Origin of the sequence: Erwinia phyllosphaerae (assembly GCF_019132875.1) — a bacterium.
Taxonomy (GTDB): domain Bacteria; phylum Pseudomonadota; class Gammaproteobacteria; order Enterobacterales; family Enterobacteriaceae; genus Erwinia; species Erwinia phyllosphaerae.
In genome coordinates, this window is record NZ_JAHSPF010000003.1 from 314,470 (window position 1) to 335,451 (window position 20,982).

General features: G+C 57.2%; 20 protein-coding genes. 17 read left to right on the forward strand and 3 right to left on the reverse strand.

Annotated elements, in window-relative coordinates:
• Window positions 1-23 precede the first annotated feature (23 nt).
• Entirely contained in the window at window positions 24-551 is a 528-nt protein-coding gene (locus KUE00_RS07425; protein WP_246759071.1) for an SH3 domain-containing protein, read from the reverse strand.
• A 252-nt stretch (window positions 552-803) separates the two neighbouring features.
• Here KUE00_RS07425 and KUE00_RS07430 point away from each other — a divergent pair, with 252 nt between their 5' ends.
• Complete coding sequence (locus KUE00_RS07430) at window positions 804-947, forward strand: hypothetical protein (protein ID WP_246759072.1); 144 nt, start codon at window positions 804-806, stop codon at window positions 945-947.
• On the opposite strand, the gene KUE00_RS07435 is transcribed toward KUE00_RS07430, so the two are convergent.
• On the reverse strand, window positions 933-1,724 hold the full coding sequence (locus KUE00_RS07435; RefSeq protein ID WP_246759073.1) for a DeoR/GlpR family DNA-binding transcription regulator: 792 nt from the start codon (window positions 1,722-1,724) through the stop codon (window positions 933-935). The genes KUE00_RS07430 and KUE00_RS07435 overlap by 15 nt on opposite strands.
• A gap of 378 nt (window positions 1,725-2,102) precedes the next feature.
• On the opposite strand from KUE00_RS07435, the gene KUE00_RS07440 reads away from it, so the two are divergent.
• From KUE00_RS07440 to KUE00_RS07480, 9 genes are read left to right on the forward strand one after another with little or no spacing between them, the layout of a single operon-like run.
• Entirely contained in the window at window positions 2,103-2,909 is an 807-nt protein-coding gene (locus tag KUE00_RS07440; RefSeq protein ID WP_246759300.1) for a transketolase, read from the forward strand.
• Window positions 2,909-3,823, forward strand: a complete 915-nt coding sequence (locus KUE00_RS07445; protein ID WP_246759075.1) for a transketolase family protein — start codon at window positions 2,909-2,911, stop codon at window positions 3,821-3,823. The genes KUE00_RS07440 and KUE00_RS07445 overlap by 1 nt, the downstream gene beginning before the upstream one ends.
• Window positions 3,824-3,833: 10 nt before the next feature.
• Window positions 3,834-4,631, forward strand: coding sequence for a GolD/DthD family dehydrogenase (locus tag KUE00_RS07450; protein ID WP_246759076.1), 798 nt, complete (start codon window positions 3,834-3,836; stop codon window positions 4,629-4,631).
• A 51-nt stretch (window positions 4,632-4,682) separates the two neighbouring features.
• Window positions 4,683-5,615 (forward strand): D-ribose ABC transporter substrate-binding protein, encoded by a 933-nt coding sequence (locus tag KUE00_RS07455; protein WP_425523567.1) that lies wholly within the window; start codon window positions 4,683-4,685, stop codon window positions 5,613-5,615.
• Between the two features lie 29 nt (window positions 5,616-5,644).
• A complete protein-coding gene (locus KUE00_RS07460; RefSeq protein WP_246759077.1) occupies window positions 5,645-6,256 on the forward strand; it encodes a DUF2291 family protein in 612 nt (203 codons plus the stop codon).
• Window positions 6,257-6,266: 10 nt separating this feature from the next.
• Window positions 6,267-7,805: a sugar ABC transporter ATP-binding protein gene (locus tag KUE00_RS07465; RefSeq protein WP_246759078.1), complete on the forward strand. Its 1,539-nt coding sequence runs from the start codon at window positions 6,267-6,269 to the stop codon at window positions 7,803-7,805.
• A 42-nt stretch (window positions 7,806-7,847) separates the two neighbouring features.
• Complete coding sequence (locus KUE00_RS07470; RefSeq protein WP_246759079.1) at window positions 7,848-8,912, forward strand: ABC transporter permease; 1,065 nt, start codon at window positions 7,848-7,850, stop codon at window positions 8,910-8,912.
• Window positions 8,905-10,449, forward strand: a complete 1,545-nt coding sequence (locus KUE00_RS07475; protein ID WP_246759080.1) for an FGGY family carbohydrate kinase — start codon at window positions 8,905-8,907, stop codon at window positions 10,447-10,449. Before KUE00_RS07470 ends, KUE00_RS07475 begins: the two co-directional genes overlap by 8 nt.
• Window positions 10,427-11,218: a glucose 1-dehydrogenase gene (locus tag KUE00_RS07480; RefSeq protein WP_246759082.1), complete on the forward strand. Its 792-nt coding sequence runs from the start codon at window positions 10,427-10,429 to the stop codon at window positions 11,216-11,218. Before KUE00_RS07475 ends, KUE00_RS07480 begins: the two co-directional genes overlap by 23 nt.
• Before the next feature lie 3 nt (window positions 11,219-11,221).
• Here KUE00_RS07480 and KUE00_RS07485 read toward each other — a convergent pair whose 3' ends face one another.
• Window positions 11,222-11,770, reverse strand: coding sequence for a YbhB/YbcL family Raf kinase inhibitor-like protein (locus KUE00_RS07485; protein WP_246759083.1), 549 nt, complete (start codon window positions 11,768-11,770; stop codon window positions 11,222-11,224).
• A gap of 190 nt (window positions 11,771-11,960) precedes the next feature.
• Here KUE00_RS07485 and KUE00_RS07490 point away from each other — a divergent pair, with 190 nt between their 5' ends.
• From KUE00_RS07490 to spy, 7 genes are all read left to right on the forward strand, one after another.
• Window positions 11,961-13,397, forward strand: coding sequence for a YchO/YchP family invasin (locus KUE00_RS07490; RefSeq protein WP_246759085.1), 1,437 nt, complete (start codon window positions 11,961-11,963; stop codon window positions 13,395-13,397).
• A gap of 344 nt (window positions 13,398-13,741) precedes the next feature.
• The gene (locus KUE00_RS07495; RefSeq protein WP_246759086.1) at window positions 13,742-14,647 is read left to right on the forward strand and encodes a bestrophin family protein; all 906 of its coding nucleotides are present in this window, start codon (window positions 13,742-13,744) and stop codon (window positions 14,645-14,647) included.
• Between the two features lie 588 nt (window positions 14,648-15,235).
• The gene (gene astA / locus KUE00_RS07500) at window positions 15,236-16,270 is read left to right on the forward strand and encodes an arginine N-succinyltransferase (protein WP_246759087.1); all 1,035 of its coding nucleotides are present in this window, start codon (window positions 15,236-15,238) and stop codon (window positions 16,268-16,270) included.
• Window positions 16,267-17,733: a succinylglutamate-semialdehyde dehydrogenase gene (gene astD, locus KUE00_RS07505; protein ID WP_246759088.1), complete on the forward strand. Its 1,467-nt coding sequence runs from the start codon at window positions 16,267-16,269 to the stop codon at window positions 17,731-17,733. The genes astA and astD overlap by 4 nt, the downstream gene beginning before the upstream one ends.
• Entirely contained in the window at window positions 17,730-19,055 is a 1,326-nt protein-coding gene (gene astB, locus KUE00_RS07510; protein WP_246759089.1) for an N-succinylarginine dihydrolase, read from the forward strand. The genes astD and astB overlap by 4 nt, the downstream gene beginning before the upstream one ends.
• 82 nt (window positions 19,056-19,137) lie before the next feature.
• On the forward strand, window positions 19,138-20,136 hold the full coding sequence (gene astE / locus KUE00_RS07515) for a succinylglutamate desuccinylase (protein WP_246759091.1): 999 nt from the start codon (window positions 19,138-19,140) through the stop codon (window positions 20,134-20,136).
• Between the two features lie 306 nt (window positions 20,137-20,442).
• A complete protein-coding gene (spy, locus tag KUE00_RS07520) occupies window positions 20,443-20,937 on the forward strand; it encodes an ATP-independent periplasmic protein-refolding chaperone Spy (RefSeq protein WP_246759092.1) in 495 nt (164 codons plus the stop codon).
• The last annotated feature ends 45 nt before the right edge of the window (window positions 20,938-20,982 follow it).

Genomic DNA, 20,982 nt, shown 5'->3' on the forward strand with positions numbered 1-20,982 from the left:
TCGGAGGTTTAGCCTTCACGGGCCTATTCCAGAATCCAGGTGGCCGTATCGTTATTACGGCAGGCTTTGCTCTGGCCGCCTACGTCAACGCAGACTTTCTTTGTCTTGCGCGGACGGGGGCGATCGCTGCGCAGCGTCGCGTCGTAGAGATCGCTTTTTACGCCCGCTTTAAAAGGCACATAGCCAATCAGCTGTGGCGATTTTTGCGCGTCCGGCTGCTGGTCCGCTGACGGCTCGGCTTCTGCCTCGGCAATAGCCAGCCAGTGATTTTCTACTTCGCCCAGCACCATAAACGGCTTGCCGTTTTCCAGATAGCGCACGACCTTACCGCCAAAGTCCGGGCTGGTCATAACGGAAGCGTTGTACAGCGCGCGATAGGTTTCATTGACGGGCGTAAAAGATTGCGGCGCATGCACGGCGTGGCGATGCGTTAGCGCTACGCCATCCACGTTGGACGTAACCAGGGTATCATCCGTCACCGGAGGAGCCGGAGCCTTGCAGGCTGACAGCGTGAGGACTGCCAGCAGGGTTAACGCGATGCTTGTTTTCACATTGATCCTCGTGAATATCGTCAGTGGGGACAGCGAAATTCCACTCTTTATGTCCTGAGCGCCCCAGGGCGGTAATGACATAAAAATCATTCTGTTTTACAGAAAGATAAAATTTGTATTTAGTCTACATGACGCTTTTGAGAATGGGAACAATTGCGATAGTCCTCGCAACATGTTATTAACGCGACGCGCCCGCAGGCGGCCTTACATTCCCTTAACAGTTTAGCGGAACAATCTGCACGAACTGGCGAAATGACGGCGGCCCTGAGCCAGCTGATCCATGAACTACAGCGCGAGCGCGGAGCCAGCAATATCGGGATCTGCTCGCAAGGCAGCCTGTTTGGCAAAGAGCTACCCGACCGGGAGCGAGGTCGTTGCGCTTTACGACGCAACTAATACATTGACGCCCAGCGCTTCGAACGCGGCGACGGCCTGCGCAGAGATGCCGCTGTCGGTAATCAAATAGTGGATATTGCTCCAGTCACAGGGCAGAGCGAACATCGACACCTTGTCGATTTTGCTGGAGTCGGCCACCACGTAGACGGTGCTGGCCGATTTGATCATCGCCGTTTTAACTTTGATATCGGTTTCGCTGGGAAAGCTCAGCCCCAGCCTGGGTGAAATACAGGCCGTCGCCAGAAAGAGCTTCTGCGCCAGCACGTTTTCAAAAAAGCTGGCGGCCTTTTCGCCGGAAGTGGAGAGCGTCGGAAACTTAAAGGTGCCGCCGGTCAGCAGGATATTAATACCCGGCTCGCCACCCAGCTTTAGCGCGATATTCACCGCCGTAGTGACCACCGACAGCCTGCGAATATGTCCCAGATACTCAGCGATAGCGGTGGTTGTGGTGCCGGAATCGAAAATTACGGTATCCCCATTTTCGATATGCGTAGCCGCCAGCCGGCCAATCGCGGCCTTCTGCTCCAGATGCGTTTGTCTCTCCAGCTGTAGCGCGCCGGTATTTTGCTTGCCGGTCATCAGTGTTGCGCCGCCATGATAACGCTGTACAAATCCTTCCTTTTGCAGCACGCGTAAGTCGGTGCGAATAGTAGCTTCCGTCAAATCAAAGGCTTCGGTCAGCTTTTTAACCGTCACGGTGCCATCTTCACGGATCATTTCCAGAATTTTTTCACGTCGCTGTTGCATATCCGCCAGCTGCTCACTTTTGCTTTTCAACCGCTACTCTCCCTTCGTTTTTTTCTGCGTTTCAGCCCGTTTCAGCGCTCTGTTTACCGCAAATAGTAACCCTGGTTGCAGCCGAATGCGAATTTCGCTATGGCGCACTGATTTTCGAATAAAAGTCAAAAGGGCGTATATGACAATCTTTTTTTAAGGCGACGATCCGCTTCCTGACGCCGCTTTTTTAATAATATGCTGATTTTATTTACTTTTTATTAAGATCGTTCTTTCCCATTTAAAAGATCGCTTTTGTTTGAAGTTTGAACTGCGCCACATTATGCTTCTTATCGATAGTATATATTTTTATTCGAAAACCAATGTCGCAGGCCGTTAGCCAAAAGCGGACCTGTCACGCGACCCGGAGCTGAGGTAATGATGGATTTTCAGGCAATCAAACAGACAGCGCGCCAGGCCCGGCGTTATGTTCTGCAAATGAATCATCGGGCTGGCAAGGGCCATACGGGTGCCGATCTTTCCGAGGTAGACATCATCTGCACGCTGTTTATGGGCGTCATGGACTGCGGGGCGGCCAGGCCGGATCGGGATCGTTTTATTCTCTCCAAGGGTCACGGCGCGGGCGGACTTTACTGCTGCGCGGCGGCGATGGGCATGATCCAGCCGGAGGTGTTAACGCAGTTTATGGGCGACGACACGCTGCTGGCCGGGCATCCCATCCGGCAGAAGCTACCGGAGCTGGTGGAGATTAACTCGGGCGGTCTGGGACACGGCCTGCCGATTGCGGTAGGGCTGGCGCTGGGCAACCGCCTTGCCGGGCTGGCGCATCGGCGCGTCTTTGTGCTGCTGGGCGACGGCGAGCTGGCGGAGGGATCCAACTGGGAGGCGGCCATGTCCGCCAGCAAGTTCAAACTCGATAATCTGATTGCCATTGTTGACCGTAACCGCCTGCAGCTGGCGGGCAAAACGGAAGACATTATGCCGCTGGAGCCGCTGGCGGATAAGTGGCGGGCCTTTGGTTTTGAGGTGCTGGAGTGTGACGGCCACGATCCGCAGGCAATAGCCGGTGCGGTCAACCAGCCCGGCAGCGGCAAGCCTCGGGTGATCCTGGCCAATACCGAAAAAGGCCACGGCATCTCCTTTATGGCTAACGTCCCGGCCTGGCACCATGCCGTGCCTGACGATCAACAGCTGGCTCAGGGGCTGGCGGAACTGGAGGAACAGTAATGCAAGACTTACGCGACGCCGTTATCGCCACGCTGCTTGCAGAGCAGCAGAAAGGCGCAAATCTTAGCGTGATGGTGGCTGACTCCACCTCTACATCAAAAATCGCGCCGTTTGAAAAAGCGTTTCCACAGCGCGTGATCAACGTCGGCATTGCCGAACAGAACATGGTGGGCATGGCAGCGGGCGTGTCGCTCAGCGGCAGCACGGTCTTTACCGCCAACGCCGCGCCTTTTCTGTTTGCCCGCGCCAACGAGCAGGTAAAAAACGATGTCTGCTACACCGACACCAACGTCAAAATGCTGGGTCTGAACGCCGGGTTTGCCTATGGTCCGCTTGGTGCAACGCACCACTGCACCAATGATATCGCCATTGCCCGTACCTTTGGCAATCTACAGGTTTTTGCCCCGGCCGATGCCGTGCAGGCCAGCGCCGTGACCCGTCACGCTATCTATCATCCTGGCCCGGTTTATATCCGGATGGACAGCGACAAGCTACCGCTGCTGCACGATGAAAGCTGGCGCTTTGTCCCCGGCAAGCCGGAGGTGTTACAGCAGGGCGAAGAGACGGTGGTGTTCTGCCTGGGCACGCTGGCCCACGAGGCGCTGGCAACCGAAGAAAAAGGGATGACGGTGGTGTCGCTGCCGTCACTGTGGCCGCTGGACGAGGCGGCGGTGGTCAAGCTGATCGCCAGCCACCGTCAGGTCATCACCATGGAAGAACACACGCTAAGCGGCGGGCTGGCCAGCATTATCGGCGAGCTGATGCACAAGCATGCGCTGCACCAGCGCTTTGTTCCGCTGGGCATTCCCGCTTACGCCTTTACCCACAGCAGCTCCAGAGCCGCGCTGCGCCGCCAGTTCAATATCGATGCGCAAGGGTTGCTTGCGGCATTACAACAGACCGTTGCTGCCTGAGGAGGCAAGGATGAGCAGTGAATATGATGTCAACCTGCGCTACGGCGTAGATAGCAAAGGTGATTTAAGTAATAAGGTGGCGGTGGTCACTGGTGGCCTGGGCGGGATTGCGATGGCCAGCAACCAGATGCTGCTGGAGAAAGGCGCAAGGCTGGCGCTGCTCTATCCCGCCTTTGAACAGAGCAAGGTTAACGACGTGGCGGGCCAGTTTGCCGCCGATAGCGTGCATTTTATCGAGTGCGACGTAACCGATCCGCAATCCGTAAATAACGCCTTTGCCGAAGTCATTAGCCATTACGGCCAGATCGATATCCTGGTGAACTGCGCAGGCTACGTGATGCTGCAACCGGTGCTGGAAACGGACTTCGACGAATGGCAGAAACAGCTGGCGGTCAACCTTACCGGCCCGTTCCTTTGCTCGCAGGCGGCGGCAAAACTGATGATCGAGGCGGGCAAGGGCGGAAAAATTATCAACATCGCCTCGCAGGCCGCTTCTGTCGCTATCGACAACCACGTGGCCTACACCTCGGCCAAGGCGGGTCTGCTCGGCATGACCAAAGTGATGGCTAAGGAGTTTGCACCGCACAAAATCAACGTTAATACGCTCTCGCCGACCGTGGTGCTGACGCCAATGGGTGAAAAAGCCTGGCGCGGCGAGAAGGGCGAAGCGATGAAAAAACTGATCCCGCTCGGGCGCTTTGCCTATACCGATGAGATCGCGGCGGCAGTGCTGTTCTTTGCCGGTAACGGCAGCGACATGATCACCGGGGCCGATCTGATGATCGATGGCGGTTTCACTATCTGGTAACACTCTTTGCACGTACCCGTACCCTACAAATAATGATAAGGCAACGCACCTATGAACATGCGATTACTTCTGTTAGCTACCGCTGGCGTTTTATGCACCCAGGCTGTCAACGCGGCGGAAAAAGGCACCATTATGATTCTGGTCAACTCGCTGGATAACCCTTATTACGCCTCTGAGGCGAAAGGGGCCAACAGCAAGGCGCAGGCGCTGGGCTATAAAACGTCGGTGCTGTCGCACGGCGAAGATGTGAAAAAGCAGAACGAGCTGATCGACGCCGCTATCGGTAAAAAAGTGCAGGGGATTATCCTGGACAACGCCGACTCAACCGCCAGCGTCGCCGCCGTGCAGAAAGCCAAAGACGCCGGGATCCCGGTGGTGCTGATCAACCGGGAAATTCCGGTAGATAACGTCGCGCTGCGACAGATAACCCACAATAACTTTCAGGCGGGATCGGACGTCGCTAACGTCTTTGTGGAAAAAATGGGCGAAAAAGGCAAGTACGCGGAGCTGACCTGTAATCTCGCCGACAACAACTGCGTTACCCGTTCCAAATCTTTCCATCAGGTGATTGACCAGTACCCCGATATGCAAAGCGTGGCGAAGCAGGATGCTAAAGGCACCCTGATCGACGGCAAGCGCATTATGGACAGCATCCTGCAGGCGCATCCGGACGTTAAGGGCGTGATCTGCGGCAACGGCCCGGTCGCGCTGGGCGCTATCGCAGCCCTTAAGGCGGCAAACCGTAACGACGTGGTGGTGGTGGGCATTGACGGCAGCAACGACGAGCGCGACGCGGTGAAAGCCGGCACGCTGAAAGCGACCGTGATGCTACAGGCGCAGGCTATCGCGGCCGAGGGCGTCAGCGATCTTGATAACTTTATCCAGCACGGCACCCGGCCAGCAAAACAGCGGGTAATGTTCCGCGGCATGCTGATAACCCCGGACAACGCGGCAAAAGTGCAGGATTTTAGCTATCAACCCTGACCGCTAAGGCGGGCCGAAAGGAGAAACCTATGTCCAGGCGAATCTGGCTGGCAGGGGCGGCGCTTGCCCTGGCCGGCTGCCGGATCGTGTCGCAGCAGGAGCTGGCCGATTTAAAAAATCCGCCCAACCCTCAGCTGGCGAACGTGGCTGCCAGCTGGCAGCAAAAAATCGTGCCGCAGATACAGCATGACGCCAGAGCGGTAAATGAGCTGCTGGCCAGCCTGGCCGCGGCAAAAGACTTTGACAGCGCCTGCCAGCAATATGGCTATCGCAGCCAGCAGGAAAACCCCTGCGTCTTTGCGGTCAGGATAACCGGCACGGTGCAGTCGGTTGATACCACCTCGCGCAGCGGCAAAATGACCGTAAAAGACCGCAGCGGGCAAAGCGTGGTGGTGCAGACCGGGCCAATCCTGCGCGGTACGGCGCTGCGCGACGGTTATAAAGGGGCCAGCTATCAGGACTTCAACGATCAGGTGCTGTTTGGCGACTACGGCCGCGCTATCAATCAGCTGGCCGCTGACGAGATACAAAAACTCAAGCCCAAACCCGGTGACGCCGTGGATGTCGTCGGCGTTTTCAGCAGCTGGGATATCCCGCAAAACGTCCCGGCTGTTACCCCAGCCCGCGTTGTCCGTCAATAAGGAGCGCAGTATGGCATACCCTGAAGCGCACGCCGGGCCGCTGCCGGAAGTGATTATCGAAACCCGTCATCTTTCTCGCCTCTATCCCGGCGTCACCGCGCTGGATCAGGTTAACTATCGCGTCTGGCGCAACAAGGTCAACGTGCTGATAGGCGAAAACGGCGCGGGCAAATCCACCATGATGAAAATGCTGGCGGGGGTAGAGACGCCGTCGTCAGGGCAGATTTTGCTGGACGGCGAGCCGGTAACGCTGGGGTCGACCCGCCAGGCAGAAAAGCAGGGTATCAGCATTATTTTTCAGGAGCTGAACCTGTTTCCCAATATGAACGTGATGGACAACATCTTTATCGGCAACGAGTTTTTCCAGCGCGGCCGCATTAACGAAAAGTATCAGTACCAGCTGGCGAAAACGCTGCTGGAGCGGCTGGGGCTGGATATCGATCCCCGGACGCCGCTGGGCGAGCTGGGCATTGGCCACCAGCAGCTGGTCGAGATTGCCCGCGCGCTCTCCAAAGATACGCGCGTTCTGATCATGGATGAGCCAACCTCTGCGCTCAGCCAGTCGGAAGTCAAAGTGCTGTTTAACGTTATCGCCGCGCTGAAGCGGCGTGGCGTAACCCTGATCTATATTTCGCATCGCCTGGAGGAGCTGATGGAAATTGGAGACCACATTACCATTTTCCGCGACGGACGCTTTATCAGCGAGCGCGACGTACAGGATGCCAGCGTGCCCTGGATTATTGCGCAGATGGTGGGCGACAAAAAGAAACAGTTTGACTACCGCGCGGCGGAGCCGGGCGAAACGGTACTGGAAGTCAGTGGGCTGACCGCGCTGGCGCAAAACGGCGGTTACAAGCTGAATAACGTCTCTTTTTCGCTGCGCAAGGGTGAGGTCATCGGAATTTACGGCCTGCTGGGCGCCGGACGCACCGAGTTATTTAAAGGGCTTATCGGGCTGATGCCTTGCCAGAGCGGCAGCGTCACGCTAAACGGCGAATGCCTGGACAAGCGCAACTTTCAGCAGCGGCTGAAAAAAGGCATCGCGCTGGTGCCGGAAGATCGCAAAGGCGAAGGGGTGGTCGAAACCATGTCGATCAAAACCAATATGACGCTCAGCGATCTCAGCCTGCGTGGCTTTCGCCGGGCGCTGAGCTGGCTTAAACCGGCTGAAGAAGCGGAGCGCGTTAGCGGCATGATCCAACGGCTGGCCATCAAGGTCAGCGATGCGGAACTGCCCGTGATCTCCCTGAGCGGCGGCAATCAGCAGAAAGTCGTGCTGGGCAAGGCGCTGATGACCGGGCCAAACGTGGTGTTGCTGGATGAGCCCACGCGCGGCATCGACGTGGGGGCGAAAAGCGATGTTTACCATCTGGTCGGTTCGCTGGCGCAGCAAGGGCTGGCGGTGATGTTCTCGTCTTCCGAGCTGGACGAGGTGATGGCCCTGGCTGACCGCATTCTGGTGATGGCGGACGGCAAGATCACCGCTGACTTATCGCGTGCGGAGGCGACGCGTGAAAAGCTTATCGCCGCCTCCACTCCCCAGGATTAGTTGAACGCAGGCCAGCCCGTAAGGGACGTTGAGGATAACAAAATGAACCATAAATACCTGCTTTACATGTATCTGTTAAAGGCGCGCACTTTTATTGCGCTGCTGCTGGTGGTGGGTTTTTTTAGCATTATGGTGCCTAACTTTTTCACGCCGTCGAACCTGTTGATCATGACCCAACACGTTGCGATCACCGGGCTTCTCGCCATCGGCATGACGCTGGTGGTGCTGACGGGCGGGATCGATCTTTCCGTGGGTGCGGTGGCCGGGATCTGCGGCATGATCGCGGGCGCTTTGTTAACCAACGGCCTGCCGCTCTGGGAGGGAGCCAGACTCTTTCTAAACGTGCCGGAAGTGCTTCTTGTCGTAGCGCTGGCGGGCGTCGTTATTGGGTTAATCAACGGAACGGTGATCACTCGCCTGGGCGTGGTGCCTTTTATCTGCACGCTGGGCATGATGTATGTTGCGCGCGGCGCGGCGCTGCTGTTCAACGACGGCAGCACCTATGCCAACCTGACCGGCCTGCCGCAGCTGGGCAATACCGGCTTCTCACTGCTCGGCTCCGGCACCTTTCTGGGCGTCTATCTGCCTATCTGGCTGATGGTGGGTTTTTTGCTGGCCGGGCTGTATATCACGCGCAAGACGCCGCTGGGCCGTTATATCTACGCCAGCGGTGGCAACGAGGCGGCCGCGCGGCTGGCCGGTGTGCCGATCATCAAGGTCAAAATCTTTGTTTACGCCTTTTCCGGACTGTGCGCGGCGCTGGTTGGCCTGGTGGTGGCGTCCCAGCTGCAAACTGCCCATCCGATGACCGGGAATATGTTTGAAATGGACGCCATCGGCGCAACGGTGCTGGGCGGCACCGCGCTGTCCGGCGGCCGTGGTCACGTTTCCGGTTCGATTATCGGCGCGTTTGTCATTGTCTTTCTGGCCGACGGCATGGTGATGATGGGCGTCAGCGATTTCTGGCAGATGGTGATCAAAGGCCTGGTGATTGTCAGTGCGGTAGTGATTGACCAGTTCCAGCAGCGTTTGCAAAGCAAGGTGGTGCTGATGCGCCGTCACGAAAAAAAGCAGACGCCGACGCTTTCTGAGGTGAGCCATGGCTAGAGAACTGATTATTGCGCTCGACGAAGGCACCAGCAACGTCAAGGCGGTGGCGATCGACGCGCGCGGACAGATAGTTTACAAGGCTTCGCGCCCGCTGTCGGTCAATACGCCGCAGTCGGGCTGGGTAGAGCAGGACGGCATGCTGCTGCTGGAGACGTCGCTGACGGTAGTGCGCGAAGCGATCCAGGCGGTGGGCGACAAATCCGTGGCCGCACTGGCTATCAGTAACCAGCGGGAAACGGTGATGGGCTGGGAACGCCAGACCGGTAAACCGCTTGCCGCCGCGCTGACCTGGCAATGTTCGCGCTCGGCAGCGTTTTGCGAGCAGCTGCGTCACGACCGCCAGGAAGCGCTCATCCGCGAAGTTACCGGTTTGCCGGTTTCACCGCTGTTTTCAGCGTCGAAAATGCGCTGGCTGCTGGACAGCCTGCCCGACGGCCACAGACGGGCCGCCAGTGGCGATCTCTGTCTGGGCACTATCGACGCCTGGCTGCTGTGGCACTTTACCGGCGGCATGCAGTTTCGCTGCGATACCTCCAACGCCGCTCGTACTCAGTTACTCAACCTGCAAACCGGCGACTGGGACAAGCAGATGCTGACGCTGTTCGGCATTCCGCGGGCGGCGTTACCGACCATTCATCCCTCCAGCGGCCTGTTTGGCATCACGCACGGCCTGAGCGGCATTGCCGATGGTTTGCCCGTGCTGGCAATGATAGGCGATTCGCACGCTGCGCTTTATGGGCATGGTCTGGGCGCGCCGGGCAGCGTGAAGGCGACCTACGGCACCGGCTCGTCGGTGATGGCACCGCTGCCCACGCCGGATACGAGCATCACGCAGCTGGCAACCACCATAGCGTGGCACGACGGCGAGCGGCGGGTTTACGCACTTGAGGGCAACATTCCGCATACCGGTGACGGCGTAGCCTGGATGGCACAGGCTACTGGTCTGGTTGACGGCAAAGGCGAAGTGTTAAGCCGCGCGCTGAACGACCTGCCTGCGAGCATTGACTCTACGCTCGGCGTTTATTTTGTTCCGGCGCTGACGGGAACCGGCGCGCCCTGGTGGGACGAACAGGCGAGGGGCCTGATTTGCGGCTTAAGCCGTGGCGTGACGCCTGCGCATCTGATCCGCGCCGCGCTGGAGGCCATCGCCTATCAGATTGCCGACGTGATAGCCGCGATGCGCCAGCATCAGGATTTTCATCTTAATACGTTAATGGTGGATGGCGGCCCAACGCAAAATGGCTGGCTGATGCAGTTCCAGGCCGATCTGCTGGGTTGCCCGGTGGCCCGCAGCAGCACGGCGGAACTTTCCGCACTGGGTGCCGGACTGCTGGCGCGCAAAGCGCTGGCGCAGCTGAGTGACGACCAGCTGCTGCCGTTACTGCCGACACACGACCGCTGGCTGCCCGACGAAGCCCGTCATGCCGTTCTGCAACAAAGCTGGCAAGGCTGGCGCGGCGCGGTACAGCGCACGCTCTGGCCGCAAACAACCTCAGTTCAGGGAGCACACTATGAAGCACAATTTTCAGGATAAAACCGTGGTGATCACCGGAGCCTGCCGTGGGATCGGAGCGGGGATAGCAGAACGTTTTGCACAAGAAGGCGCGCGGCTGGTGATGGTATCAAACTCCGAAAGGGTGTTTGCCACGGCAGAACGCCTGAAAAGCTCAGGTTCTGAGATCCTGGCGCTACAGGCAGACGTTACCGATGAACAGCAGGTTATCGACCTCTACCAGCAGGCCGCCGAACGTTTTGGCACCATCGACGTATCGGTGCAGAACGCGGGGATTATCACCATCGAACACTTCGACAAGATGCCAAAAGCGGATTTTGAAAAGGTGCTGGCGGTCAATACCACAGGCGTCTGGCTCTGCTGCCGTGAGGCGGCAAAATATATGGTTAAGCAGCGCTCCGGCAGCCTGATCAATACCTCGTCCGGCCAGGGACGGCAGGGCTTTATCTATACGCCGCACTACGCGGCCAGCAAAATGGGCGTGATTGGTATTACGCAAAGCCTGGCGCACGAGCTGGCTCCGTGGAACATTACCGTTAACGCCTTTTGTCCCGGCATTATCGAAAGCGAAATGTGGGACTATAACGATCGCGTCTGGGGTGAAATCCTCAGCGGCGAGAAGCAATATGGCAAAGGTGAACTGATGGCCGAGTGGGTGCAGGGCATTCCGCTAAAGCGCGCCGGAAAGCCGCAGGACGTGGCCGGGCTGGTGGCTTTTCTGGCGTCCGATGATGCGCATTATATCACCGGACAAACCATTAACGTTGACGGCGGCCTGATTATGTCCTGAGCCTTACTCGTTGCCGAAGCGGCCAATCAAACCTGCGGCACCCAGCGTATGGCCTTTCAGGCGGGTAAATAACGCCTCGCGCGTTAAGCCTTGTTCCAGCCCGTTGGCCGGTAAATCGGTGGCGATCAGCGTAAAGTTATAGTGATGCTGGCCGCTGCCAACCGGCGGGCAAGGGCCGTGATAGCGCAGCGTTCCCGGCGAATTTTTGCCGCCCGTATAGCCTTTGCCGCGGGTCAGCTCGCCCTGGGCAAACGTGGTGCGCTGAAAGGGAATGTTGTACGCCACCAGATGATCGACACCCAGCCCCTTCGCGCCAACCGGATCGACCACCACCAGCGCAAAACTTTTGGTGCCCTGCGGCGGATTGCTCCAGCTCAGCGCGGGCGAGACGTTTTCGCCGGTACAGCTGGCGTTGCCTTTGTCCGAGCCGGCAAATTTTGTCGCCATCACATCGTTGTCGTTAAAGTCGGGAGAGGTCAGCGTAAAAACCGGCGCGGCACACGCCGCCGTAGCGCTGCATAACAGCGCGGCACACAATAGCGTTTTTTTCATTAGCGGATTCCTGTTTTAACGGGTTGCGCCAAGTCTGGTCGATAAATGTACGCTCTGCCAGTGACTTATCGTTATGGCGCAGGCGGGTGCCACTGGCAAAACAAAAATGTTAAGCTAGCCTTGGGTTGATTTTGTGATCTTCATCGCAGTTTAATGCTCAGAACAGGCCTGCCAGACCGCTTATAACGTTATGAAAAAAATGACCGCTTGCTCTTTTTCTGCCAGAAACATTTTATTGCCGGTAACGCTGCTGACCGTTTCTTTTACCGTGCTGGCATTAACTACCGAAACGCGCGTCGCCGACGCGCCTTTTGCCGATCCCGCTCGCTTTAGCGATCGGCTCCCCGACCTTGGCAGCAGCAGCACCGGTTCCGATACGGCGCTGGAAAAACGCATCGCCAACGCGATGAAAAGCATCGGCGAAGCCAGTATGAACAGCACCGACGACCGTTCGTTAGGCAGCGAGGCGGGTTCCTGGGCGTTTAATCATTTTCGCGATGAAGCGGCAAAGCGGGTCGAGGATGAAGGCCAGTCGCTGCTGTCGCCTTACGGCAAGGCTAACATTGCGCTGGCGGTGGACAGCAATGGCAACTTCACGGGGTCTTCCGCACAGCTGATTACGCCGTGGCAGGATAAATACCAGTACCTGACCTTTAGCCAGCTGGGCGTACAGCAAAGCGACGACGGTATCGTTGGCAGTGCCGGTCTTGGCCAGCGCTGGCTGACCGGCAGCTGGCGGCTGGGCTATAACGCCTTTGTTGACGATCTGTTTGCCGAAAATCAGCAGCGCGGCTCGCTTGGCGCGGAGGCGTGGAGCCACTTTTTGCGCCTGTCGGCTAACTACTATCAGCCTTTGTCCGGCTGGCGGCAAAATTCGGCTACGCAGGAGACGCGGATGGCGCGCGGCTACGACATTACTACCCAGGGCTACTTACCCTTTTATCAGCAGCTGGGCGTTTCCGTAAGCTACGAGCGCTATCTGGGAAATAATGTCGATCTGTTTAACAACGGCACGCTCAGCAGTAACCCATCCGCCATTGAGCTTGGCGTCAGCTACACGCCGGTGCCGCTTTTTACCCTGACCGCCTCGCATAAAACCGCCGACAGCGGCGACACGCAGGATCAGCTGGCGTTAAAAATGAACTATCAGATTGGCGTCGCGTTGAGCAAGCAGCTGTCGGCCGATAACGTCGCCGCGGCCCGCTCGCTCAGCGGTAGCCGTTATGATGCGGTCACGCGCAGTAATCTGCCGGTAATGGAGTTCCGCCAGCGCAAAACGCTGTCGGTGTTCCTGGCGACGCCGCCGTGGCAGGTACAGCCGGGCGAAACGCTGCCGCTGAAGCTGCAAATCCGTCAGGCCAATCCGCTGAAGGGAATAAGCTGGCAGGGCGATACCCAGGCGCTGAGCCTGACGCCGCCTGCGGACAACGTCAACCCCAACGGCTGGAGCATTATTATTCCTGCCTGGGACAGTTCGCCGGATGCCAGCAATGAATATCACCTGTCCGTCACTGTTGAAGACAGTCGCCAGCAGCGCGTTACCTCCAACTGGATTACGCTTAAGCTGACGCCGCCGGTCACGCTGCAAAATCCTGACGCCAACCAGTTCAACCTGATAGCGCCCTGACAACGTAGCTGGCCCGAAAATTAATTTGCATGCGTAACCGGGAAGGTGCACGTGTAACCGGAAAGATGCATGTGTAACCGGGAAGGTGTACGTGTAACCGGAAAGATGCATGTGTAAGCCGGAAAGGTGCATGTGTAAGCCGGGATGGTTCACATGTAAGCCGGAATGGTTCACATGTAAGCCGGAATGGTTCACAGGTAAGCCGGAATGGTTCACAGGTAAGCCGGGATGGTTCACAGGTAAGCAGGCGGGCGTGGGCAAAAAAGGTGATTCATATCACAGAAATAGCTGGGCAACGGCGCAGAAATTTGCCACTATTTTCACAAAAAAATTACGGGCTTATTATGATCGTTCGTCCACATCGTCACTGGTTTGTTCGTCTCTTCTCCTGGCACGGCTCCGTGTTGCCCGGCATTTTATTTCGGCTGGGCCTTAATCTGCTGATGTCGATTATCGCGATTATCTGTCTCAACTGGTATGAAACGCTGGGCATTAAGCTGACCCTGGCACCGTTCAGCCTGCTGGGTGTCTCCATCGCTATCTTCCTGGGCTTTCGCAACAGCGTCTGCTATGCGCGCTTTTCCGAGGCGCGGCAAATGTGGGGCAGCCTGCTGATTTCCTGTCGTGATATTCAGCGTCAGGTGCTGGCTATTTCGCCAGCCGACGCGCCCAGGATTGCCTCGCTGCTGCTGGCGTTTTGCTACAGCCTGAAGCATCAGCTGCGCAAAACCGATGCGCGGGAAGACCTTGTCCGCTTTTTGGGTGACGAGGCGGAAGACCTTCTTAAACGGCGCGCACGCACCAATATGATCGAACTAAGAATTTCCCAGTGGCTGGCGGAGCAGCGTCGCGGCGGGGTTATTTCCGATATTGTTTATGCCCAGCTGGATAACAGCATTCATCAGCTGTCGCTGGTGTTGGGCGGATGCGAAAGGCTCGCCAGCGTGCCGGTCCCTTTTGCCTATGGCCTGCTGCTGCACCGCACGGTTTATCTGTTTTGTACGCTGCTGCCTTTCGCGCTGGTGCCCGACCTGCACTATATGACGCCGCTGGTTTCCGTATTTATTGCCTACAGTTTCCTTTCGCTGGACACGCTGGCCGAAGAGCTGGAAATGCCTTTTGGCTACGCCAACAACCATCTGCCGATGGACGCCATGTGCAGCAATATCGAGATTAACCTGCTGGAAATGAACAACCAGCGCGAACTGCCCGCTACGCCGCAGCCAGATAAGCATTACCGTCTGACCTAGCGTTAGCGTTGCCGATAGCGCTTAACTTCAGGGCTATCGGCAACACAAGAATTATCGCTCGCCGCCTCTGTTCTCTGGCAATAGTTACTTTCACGGCTACTTCTGCTCTCTGGCACTAACTACTTTCCCGGCACCTTCCTTTCTCTGGCAATAGCTACTTTCCCAGCCTGCCTCTGTTCTCTGGCAATAGCTACTCTCCCAGCCTGCAGTAGTTTTTCATCAGCAAAGCCGCCTTGTGCCTTTTTTTGGTGCGATCTGCACGATAACAGGGCGCTGCCGGATTTTTCTCTCTGTTATTGCACCTCTCCGATCACAAAACCGTGATTTATTTTCCCGCCTGCATAAGTTTTCTTAATTCTGTCTCGCCATCTCGCTTTCTTACAGTGATATTCACTTTTTATGCATTTTATATGCATACCAGCAAGGTGTAACCTGTTGATTTAATTTAACCATGAAAATTTTATGCAGTTTTTTGCTGGTTGGCACAGAGCGTGCAATTTACAGTGAGGTGCTTCGCGCCATAATAGTTAACATTATTTAAACTTTTATTTTACTTATGCGGCCACGGGCAGCAAAAGGAGCAGCATAATGATGGTCATCCGTCCCGTAGAGCGCGACGACCTTGCACAGCTGATGAAGCTGGCAGGGAAAACAGGCGGCGGCCTGACGTCTTTGCCTGCCGACAGCGACACGCTAAGCGACCGCATTGAGCGTTCGGTCCTGACCTGGCAGGGTAAACTGCCGCAGGCCGAACAGGGCTATGTCTTTGTGATGGCAGACAGCGAGACTGAACAGGTCGTCGGCATCTGCGCCATCGAAGTTGCCGTTGGACTACAGGATCCCTGGTACAATTTCCGCGTTGGGACGCAGGTTCATGCCTCACGTGAACTCAACGTTTATAAAGTCTTACCGACGCTTTCGTTAAGTAACGACCATACGGGCAGCAGCGAGCTGTGCACGCTGTTTCTCGATCCTGACTATCGCAACGGCAAAAACGGCTATCTGCTTTCCAAATCGCGCTTTCTGTTTATCGCGGCTTTTCGTGAACGCTTTATGCAAAAAATCGTTGCCGAAATGCGCGGCGTTAGCGACGAGAACGGCCATTCGCCTTTCTGGGAAAGCGTCGGCAGCCGCTTCTTCTCCATGTCCTTCAGTACCGCCGACTACCTCAGCGGCACCGGCAAAAAAACCTTTATCGCCGAGCTGATGCCCAAGCATCCGCTGTATACCGATTATCTCTCTGCCGAAGCGCAGGCGGTTATCGGCAAAACGCATCCGCAAACCTCGCCCGCGCGTGCGGTACTTGAGGCGGAAGGCTTCCGTTATCAGAACTATATCGACATTTTTGACGGCGGCCCCACGCTGGAATGCGATATCGATCGCGTGCGGGCGATCCGCAAAAGCCGCCTCCGCCCCGTCGCTGTCGTCGAGCGGGTGGATGAGAGCCTGCCGCTGTGTCTGGTAGGTAATGAACGTTATGACGATTTTCGGGTAGTGCTACTGAACGTCGATCCGCATGGCGAAGCGCTGAGGATCACGGCAGAGCAGGCGGCTACTTTACATTGCGAACAGGGCGATTCTCTGCGCGTGGTGACTTTAGGATGTGAGGAGAAAAAGGCATGACGCACTACATTAACGGACAATGGCTAACCGGCGGCGGCGAAACTTTTGGCAAGCAGGATCCGGTCAACGGCGAGTCGCTCTGGCAAGGGAAAGCGGCCAGCCCGTCACAGGTGGCGGCAGCCGTTGAAGCAGCACGCGCGGTGTTTCCCGCCTGGGCGCGCCGCACGTTTGCCGAGCGTCAGGCAGTGGCCGAAAAGTTTGCTTTGCTGCTGCAAAAAAATCAGCAGGCGCTGACCACCATTATTGCCCAGGAAACCGGTAAGCCACGCTGGGAAGCGGCAACGGAAGTGCAGGCGATGATCAATAAAATCGCTATTTCCGTCACCGCTTACCATGCGAGAACCGGCGAGAGTGCGCAGGGCGAAAACCTGCTGCGCCATCGGCCTCACGGGGTTATGGCGGTATTAGGCCCCTATAATTTCCCCGGCCACTTGCCCAACGGGCATATCGTTCCCGCGCTGCTGGCGGGCAATACGGTAGTGTTTAAGCCCAGTGAATTAACGCCCGCCACCGCGGAGCAGACGGTGCGGCTGTGGCAGCAGGCAGGCTTGCCGGATGGCGTGCTGAACCTGGTTCAGGGCGGCGCAGCATGCGGCCAGGCATTGATTCAGGATCCGCAGATCGACGGAGTATTGTTTACCGGCAGCGCCGCCACGGGCTTTGCGCTGCATAAGCAGTTTGCCGGACGGCCAGACAAGATGCTGGCGCTGGAGATGGGCGGGAACAATGCGCTGATTATCGAAGAGCCGCAGCCTGAAGATGCCGCGGTTAACATTGCTATTCAGTCCGCTTTTATTACCGCAGGCCAGCGCTGTACCTGTGCTCGCAGGCTGCTGGTTAAGCGCGGCCCGCAGGGTGATGCCTTTCTGGCTCGTCTGGTTGAGGTGGCGGCAAAGATTCAGCCAGGCCGCTGGGATGCTGAGCCGCAGCCGTTTATGGGCAGCGTGATTTCGCCACGGGCCGCTGAACACATCTACAGTGAGTGGCAGGCACGGGTTGAGGCGGGAGGCAAAGTGCTGCTGCCTATGCGCTGGCCAGACCGGGCGAGCGCTCTGCTGACGCCAGGAATTATTGACGTCACCTCCCTGACTCTGGCGGATGAAGAAGTTTTTGGCCCGCTGCTGCTGGTGATCCGCTATGACGACTTTAATCAGGCAATACGCATTGCTAATGCGACGCGCTACGGCCTTTCCTGTGGCCTGATTTCCCCCCGTCAGGAACAGTTCGACCAGCTTCTTATCGAGGCGCGAGCAGGCATTGTTAACTGGAACAAACCGCTGACCGGTGCGGCCAGCAGCGCGCCGTTTGGCGGCGTTGGCGCTTCCGGCAATCACCGTCCCGGCGCTTTTTACGCGGCGGACTACTGCGCCTGGCCTTTGGCCTCGCTGGCCTCAGCAACGCTGTCCTTGCCCGCCGCCACGCTGCCCGGTCTGGACTTCAGCACAGAAGGAGAGCAGCGATGAGCGCGCGCGAAGTTAACTTCGATGGTTTACCCGGCCTGACCCATCACTACGCCGGTCTTTCATTTGGTAATGAAGCTTCGGTTCGCCATCAGCATCAGGTTTCCAGTCCAAAGCTGGCGGCAAAACAGGGGCTGCTGAAGATGAAAGCGCTGGCCGATATGGGGTTTGTGCAGGGGGTACTGCCGCCGCACGAACGGCCATCGATCGCCGCCTTACGCCAGATTGGCTTCAGCGGAACGGAAGAGCAGGTGCTGAGCAGCGCCGCCAGCTGTTCACCAACGCTGCTTTCGGCGGCCAGCTCGGCTTCCGCCATGTGGGTAGCGAATGCGGCGACCGTGTCACCTTCGGCCGACAGCGCCGACGGCCGCATCCATCTGACCGTGGCTAACCTGAATAATAAATTCCATCGCTCGCTGGAAGCGCCGACTACCGGCGCAATTTTACGGGCCATCTTCCGCGACGTGCGCCATTTTTGCGTGCACGACGCTTTGCCGCAGGTGGCGATGTTTGGCGATGAAGGCGCGGCCAACCATAACCGCTTCAGCCAGGGCTATGGCGAGCCGGGCGTGCAGCTGTTTGTCTATGGCCGCGAAGAGGGCAACGGCGGACTGGTCCCGGCACGCTATCCGGCACGCCAGACGCTGGAAGCCAGCCAGGCGGTGGCGCGACTGCATCAGCTCGATCCCGAACGCACGCTGTTCGCCCAGCAAAATCCGGCGGTGATCGACCAGGGCGTATTTCATAACGATGTGATTGCCGTCAGTAACCAGCAGGTGCTGTTTTGCCATCAGCTGGCGTTTCTTCATCAGCAGGCACTGTTCGACCGCATCAGCGAAAGGCTGCCAGACTTTACGCCAGTAGTGGTGCCGGATAATCGCGTGAGCGTGGGCGATGCGGTAGCCACCTACCTGTTTAACAGCCAGCTGCTGAGCAAAGCTTCCGGTAAAATGCTGCTGATCCTGCCGGAAGAGGCGCGTCAGCACGAGGGCGTCTGGCGCTATCTCAACGAGCTGACCGCCGACAGCGTTATTGATGAGCTGAAGGTTTTTGACCTGCGCGAAAGCATGGGCAACGGCGGCGGGCCAGCCTGTCTGCGCCTGCGGGTGGTGATGAACGAGGCGGAGCTGGCGGCGGTTAATCCGGCCACCATCATGAACGACAGCCTGTTTGCTTTACTTAACGACTGGATCGATCGCCACTACCGCGATCGGCTCTCTATGCAGGATCTGGCCGACCCGCAGTTGCTAAGAGAAAACCGCGAAGCGCTGGACGAACTCACGAAGCTGCTAGACTTAGGGAGTATCTACTCTTTTCAACAGTAATCAGGGAGGAGCAGGGCGCGCAGGGCTGAACCTTTGCGTGTCCCGGCAGTCGCATAAGGAGCCCATATAATAAGGAGAACCTATGCAGGATTTTTTAAAGCAAACGTTAAGCGCAGAGCCGCCTGCACAAACTTCCGGCCACAACGAACAGCTTAGCTGGCAGTGGCTGGATGAAGGCATCCTTGAATTTACTCCTCATCGCCCGACAGCCCGGGCGCTGGTGGTCTCTGCCGGTATTCACGGCAACGAAACCGCGCCCATTGAGATCGTTAACGAGCTGGTTAACGAGTTGCTGGCTGGAAAGCGGACGCTACAGCTCCGTTTGCTGGTTATTTTTGGCAGCCCGGAAGCGATGCGCAGCGGAAAACGCTATCAGCGCTGCGATTTGAATCGTCTGTTCGGCGGCCGCTGGCAGCAGTATGAAGATAATATGGAAGCACGACGCGCATGGCGTCTGGAGCAGGTACTGGAGACCTTCTGGCAGGCGGGCAACTGCGAGGAGATCCGTTGGCATCTGGATTTACATACCGCTATTCGCGGCTCCTGGCATACGCAGTTTGGCGTGATGCCGCTGCGTGACAGCGCCTGGCCAGACGATTTTTTACACTGGCTGGCCGCTGCGGGCTTGCAGGCGCTGGTGTTTCATCGCACACCGGGCGGTACCTTTACCCATTACAGTTCCCAGCACTTTAATGCCGCCAGCTGCACGCTGGAGCTGGGTAAGGCTCTGCCTTTTGGCAGCAACGATCTGAGTCTCTTTAGCGCGGCGCGGGATGCGCTGGCCGCGCTGCTATCTGGTGAGGCGCTCCCACCGGTCAACGAGCCGCCGCTGCGCTACCGGGTTTCGCAGCAGATTACCCGTTTTTCGGAAGCGTTTGTGCTGCATATGAATTCCGCAACGCTTAACTTTACCGCCTTCCCTCAGGGTACCCTGCTGGCTGAAGACGGTGATAAACGCTGCTACGTCCAGCAGGCGAGAGAGTACGTGCTGTTCCCGAATCCCAACGTGGCAAAAGGGCAGCGTGCGGGGTTGATGCTGGTGGAAGATAACGCCCATAACGAAACCAGCGGCAGCCGCTAGCGGTTTACATAACGGATACCAGCCACCGCCGTTGGTTATCCGTTGCCCGTTCATCTTTACTTTTTCCTTTCTGGTTGCTGTCAGCTGTATTACACTCCTCCATAATTTCTGCATTAACCGCACGTTCGTCATATTTTTTTGCAATTCCTCACTTTATTCTTCGCATTCTCTCCATGATTGCCGCTTTTTTATCTTTTATGCTTTCAAGGCTTTACCCACGCTCTGAGTACTTGACGTTCAGCGCAATACACTAGCTTTCGACATCACGACAACGCTGTCGTCACAGAAATGCAAAAGGAAAATCGAATGCGTAAATTAACTTCTCTGGTTGTAGCAATGACACTGGCTATGGGCGCTGCGAACATTGTTCATGCGGCAGCGGATAACATTACGCCACCGCCAGCCGGTGCTGATAAGCCGATGATGCATAAACCGCCTCGTCACGGTGGCCCACACGATATGTTCAAAGGGCTGAACCTGACCGACGCGCAGAAACAGCAGATGCGTACCATTATGAAAGAGTCGCACAAAGAGATGCCGCGTCCTTCTCAGGAAGAGCGTCGCGCGCTGCACAGCATTATCGCGTCCGACAGCTTCGACCACGCGAAAGCGGAAGCGCAGGCGGACAAAATGTCAGCTAACGGCAAAGAACGCGCGCTTTCCATGCTGGAAACGCAGAACAAGATGTATAACGTACTGACGCCCGAGCAGAAAAAAGAGTTCAACGCGAACTTTGAAAAGCGTCTGACTGAAAAGCCGCATCACGACGGTATGCCGCCAGCGCCACCGGCTGCTGAATAAGCCGTAACGGACCAGCCGCGCTACCGGCGGCTGAATAAGCCGTAA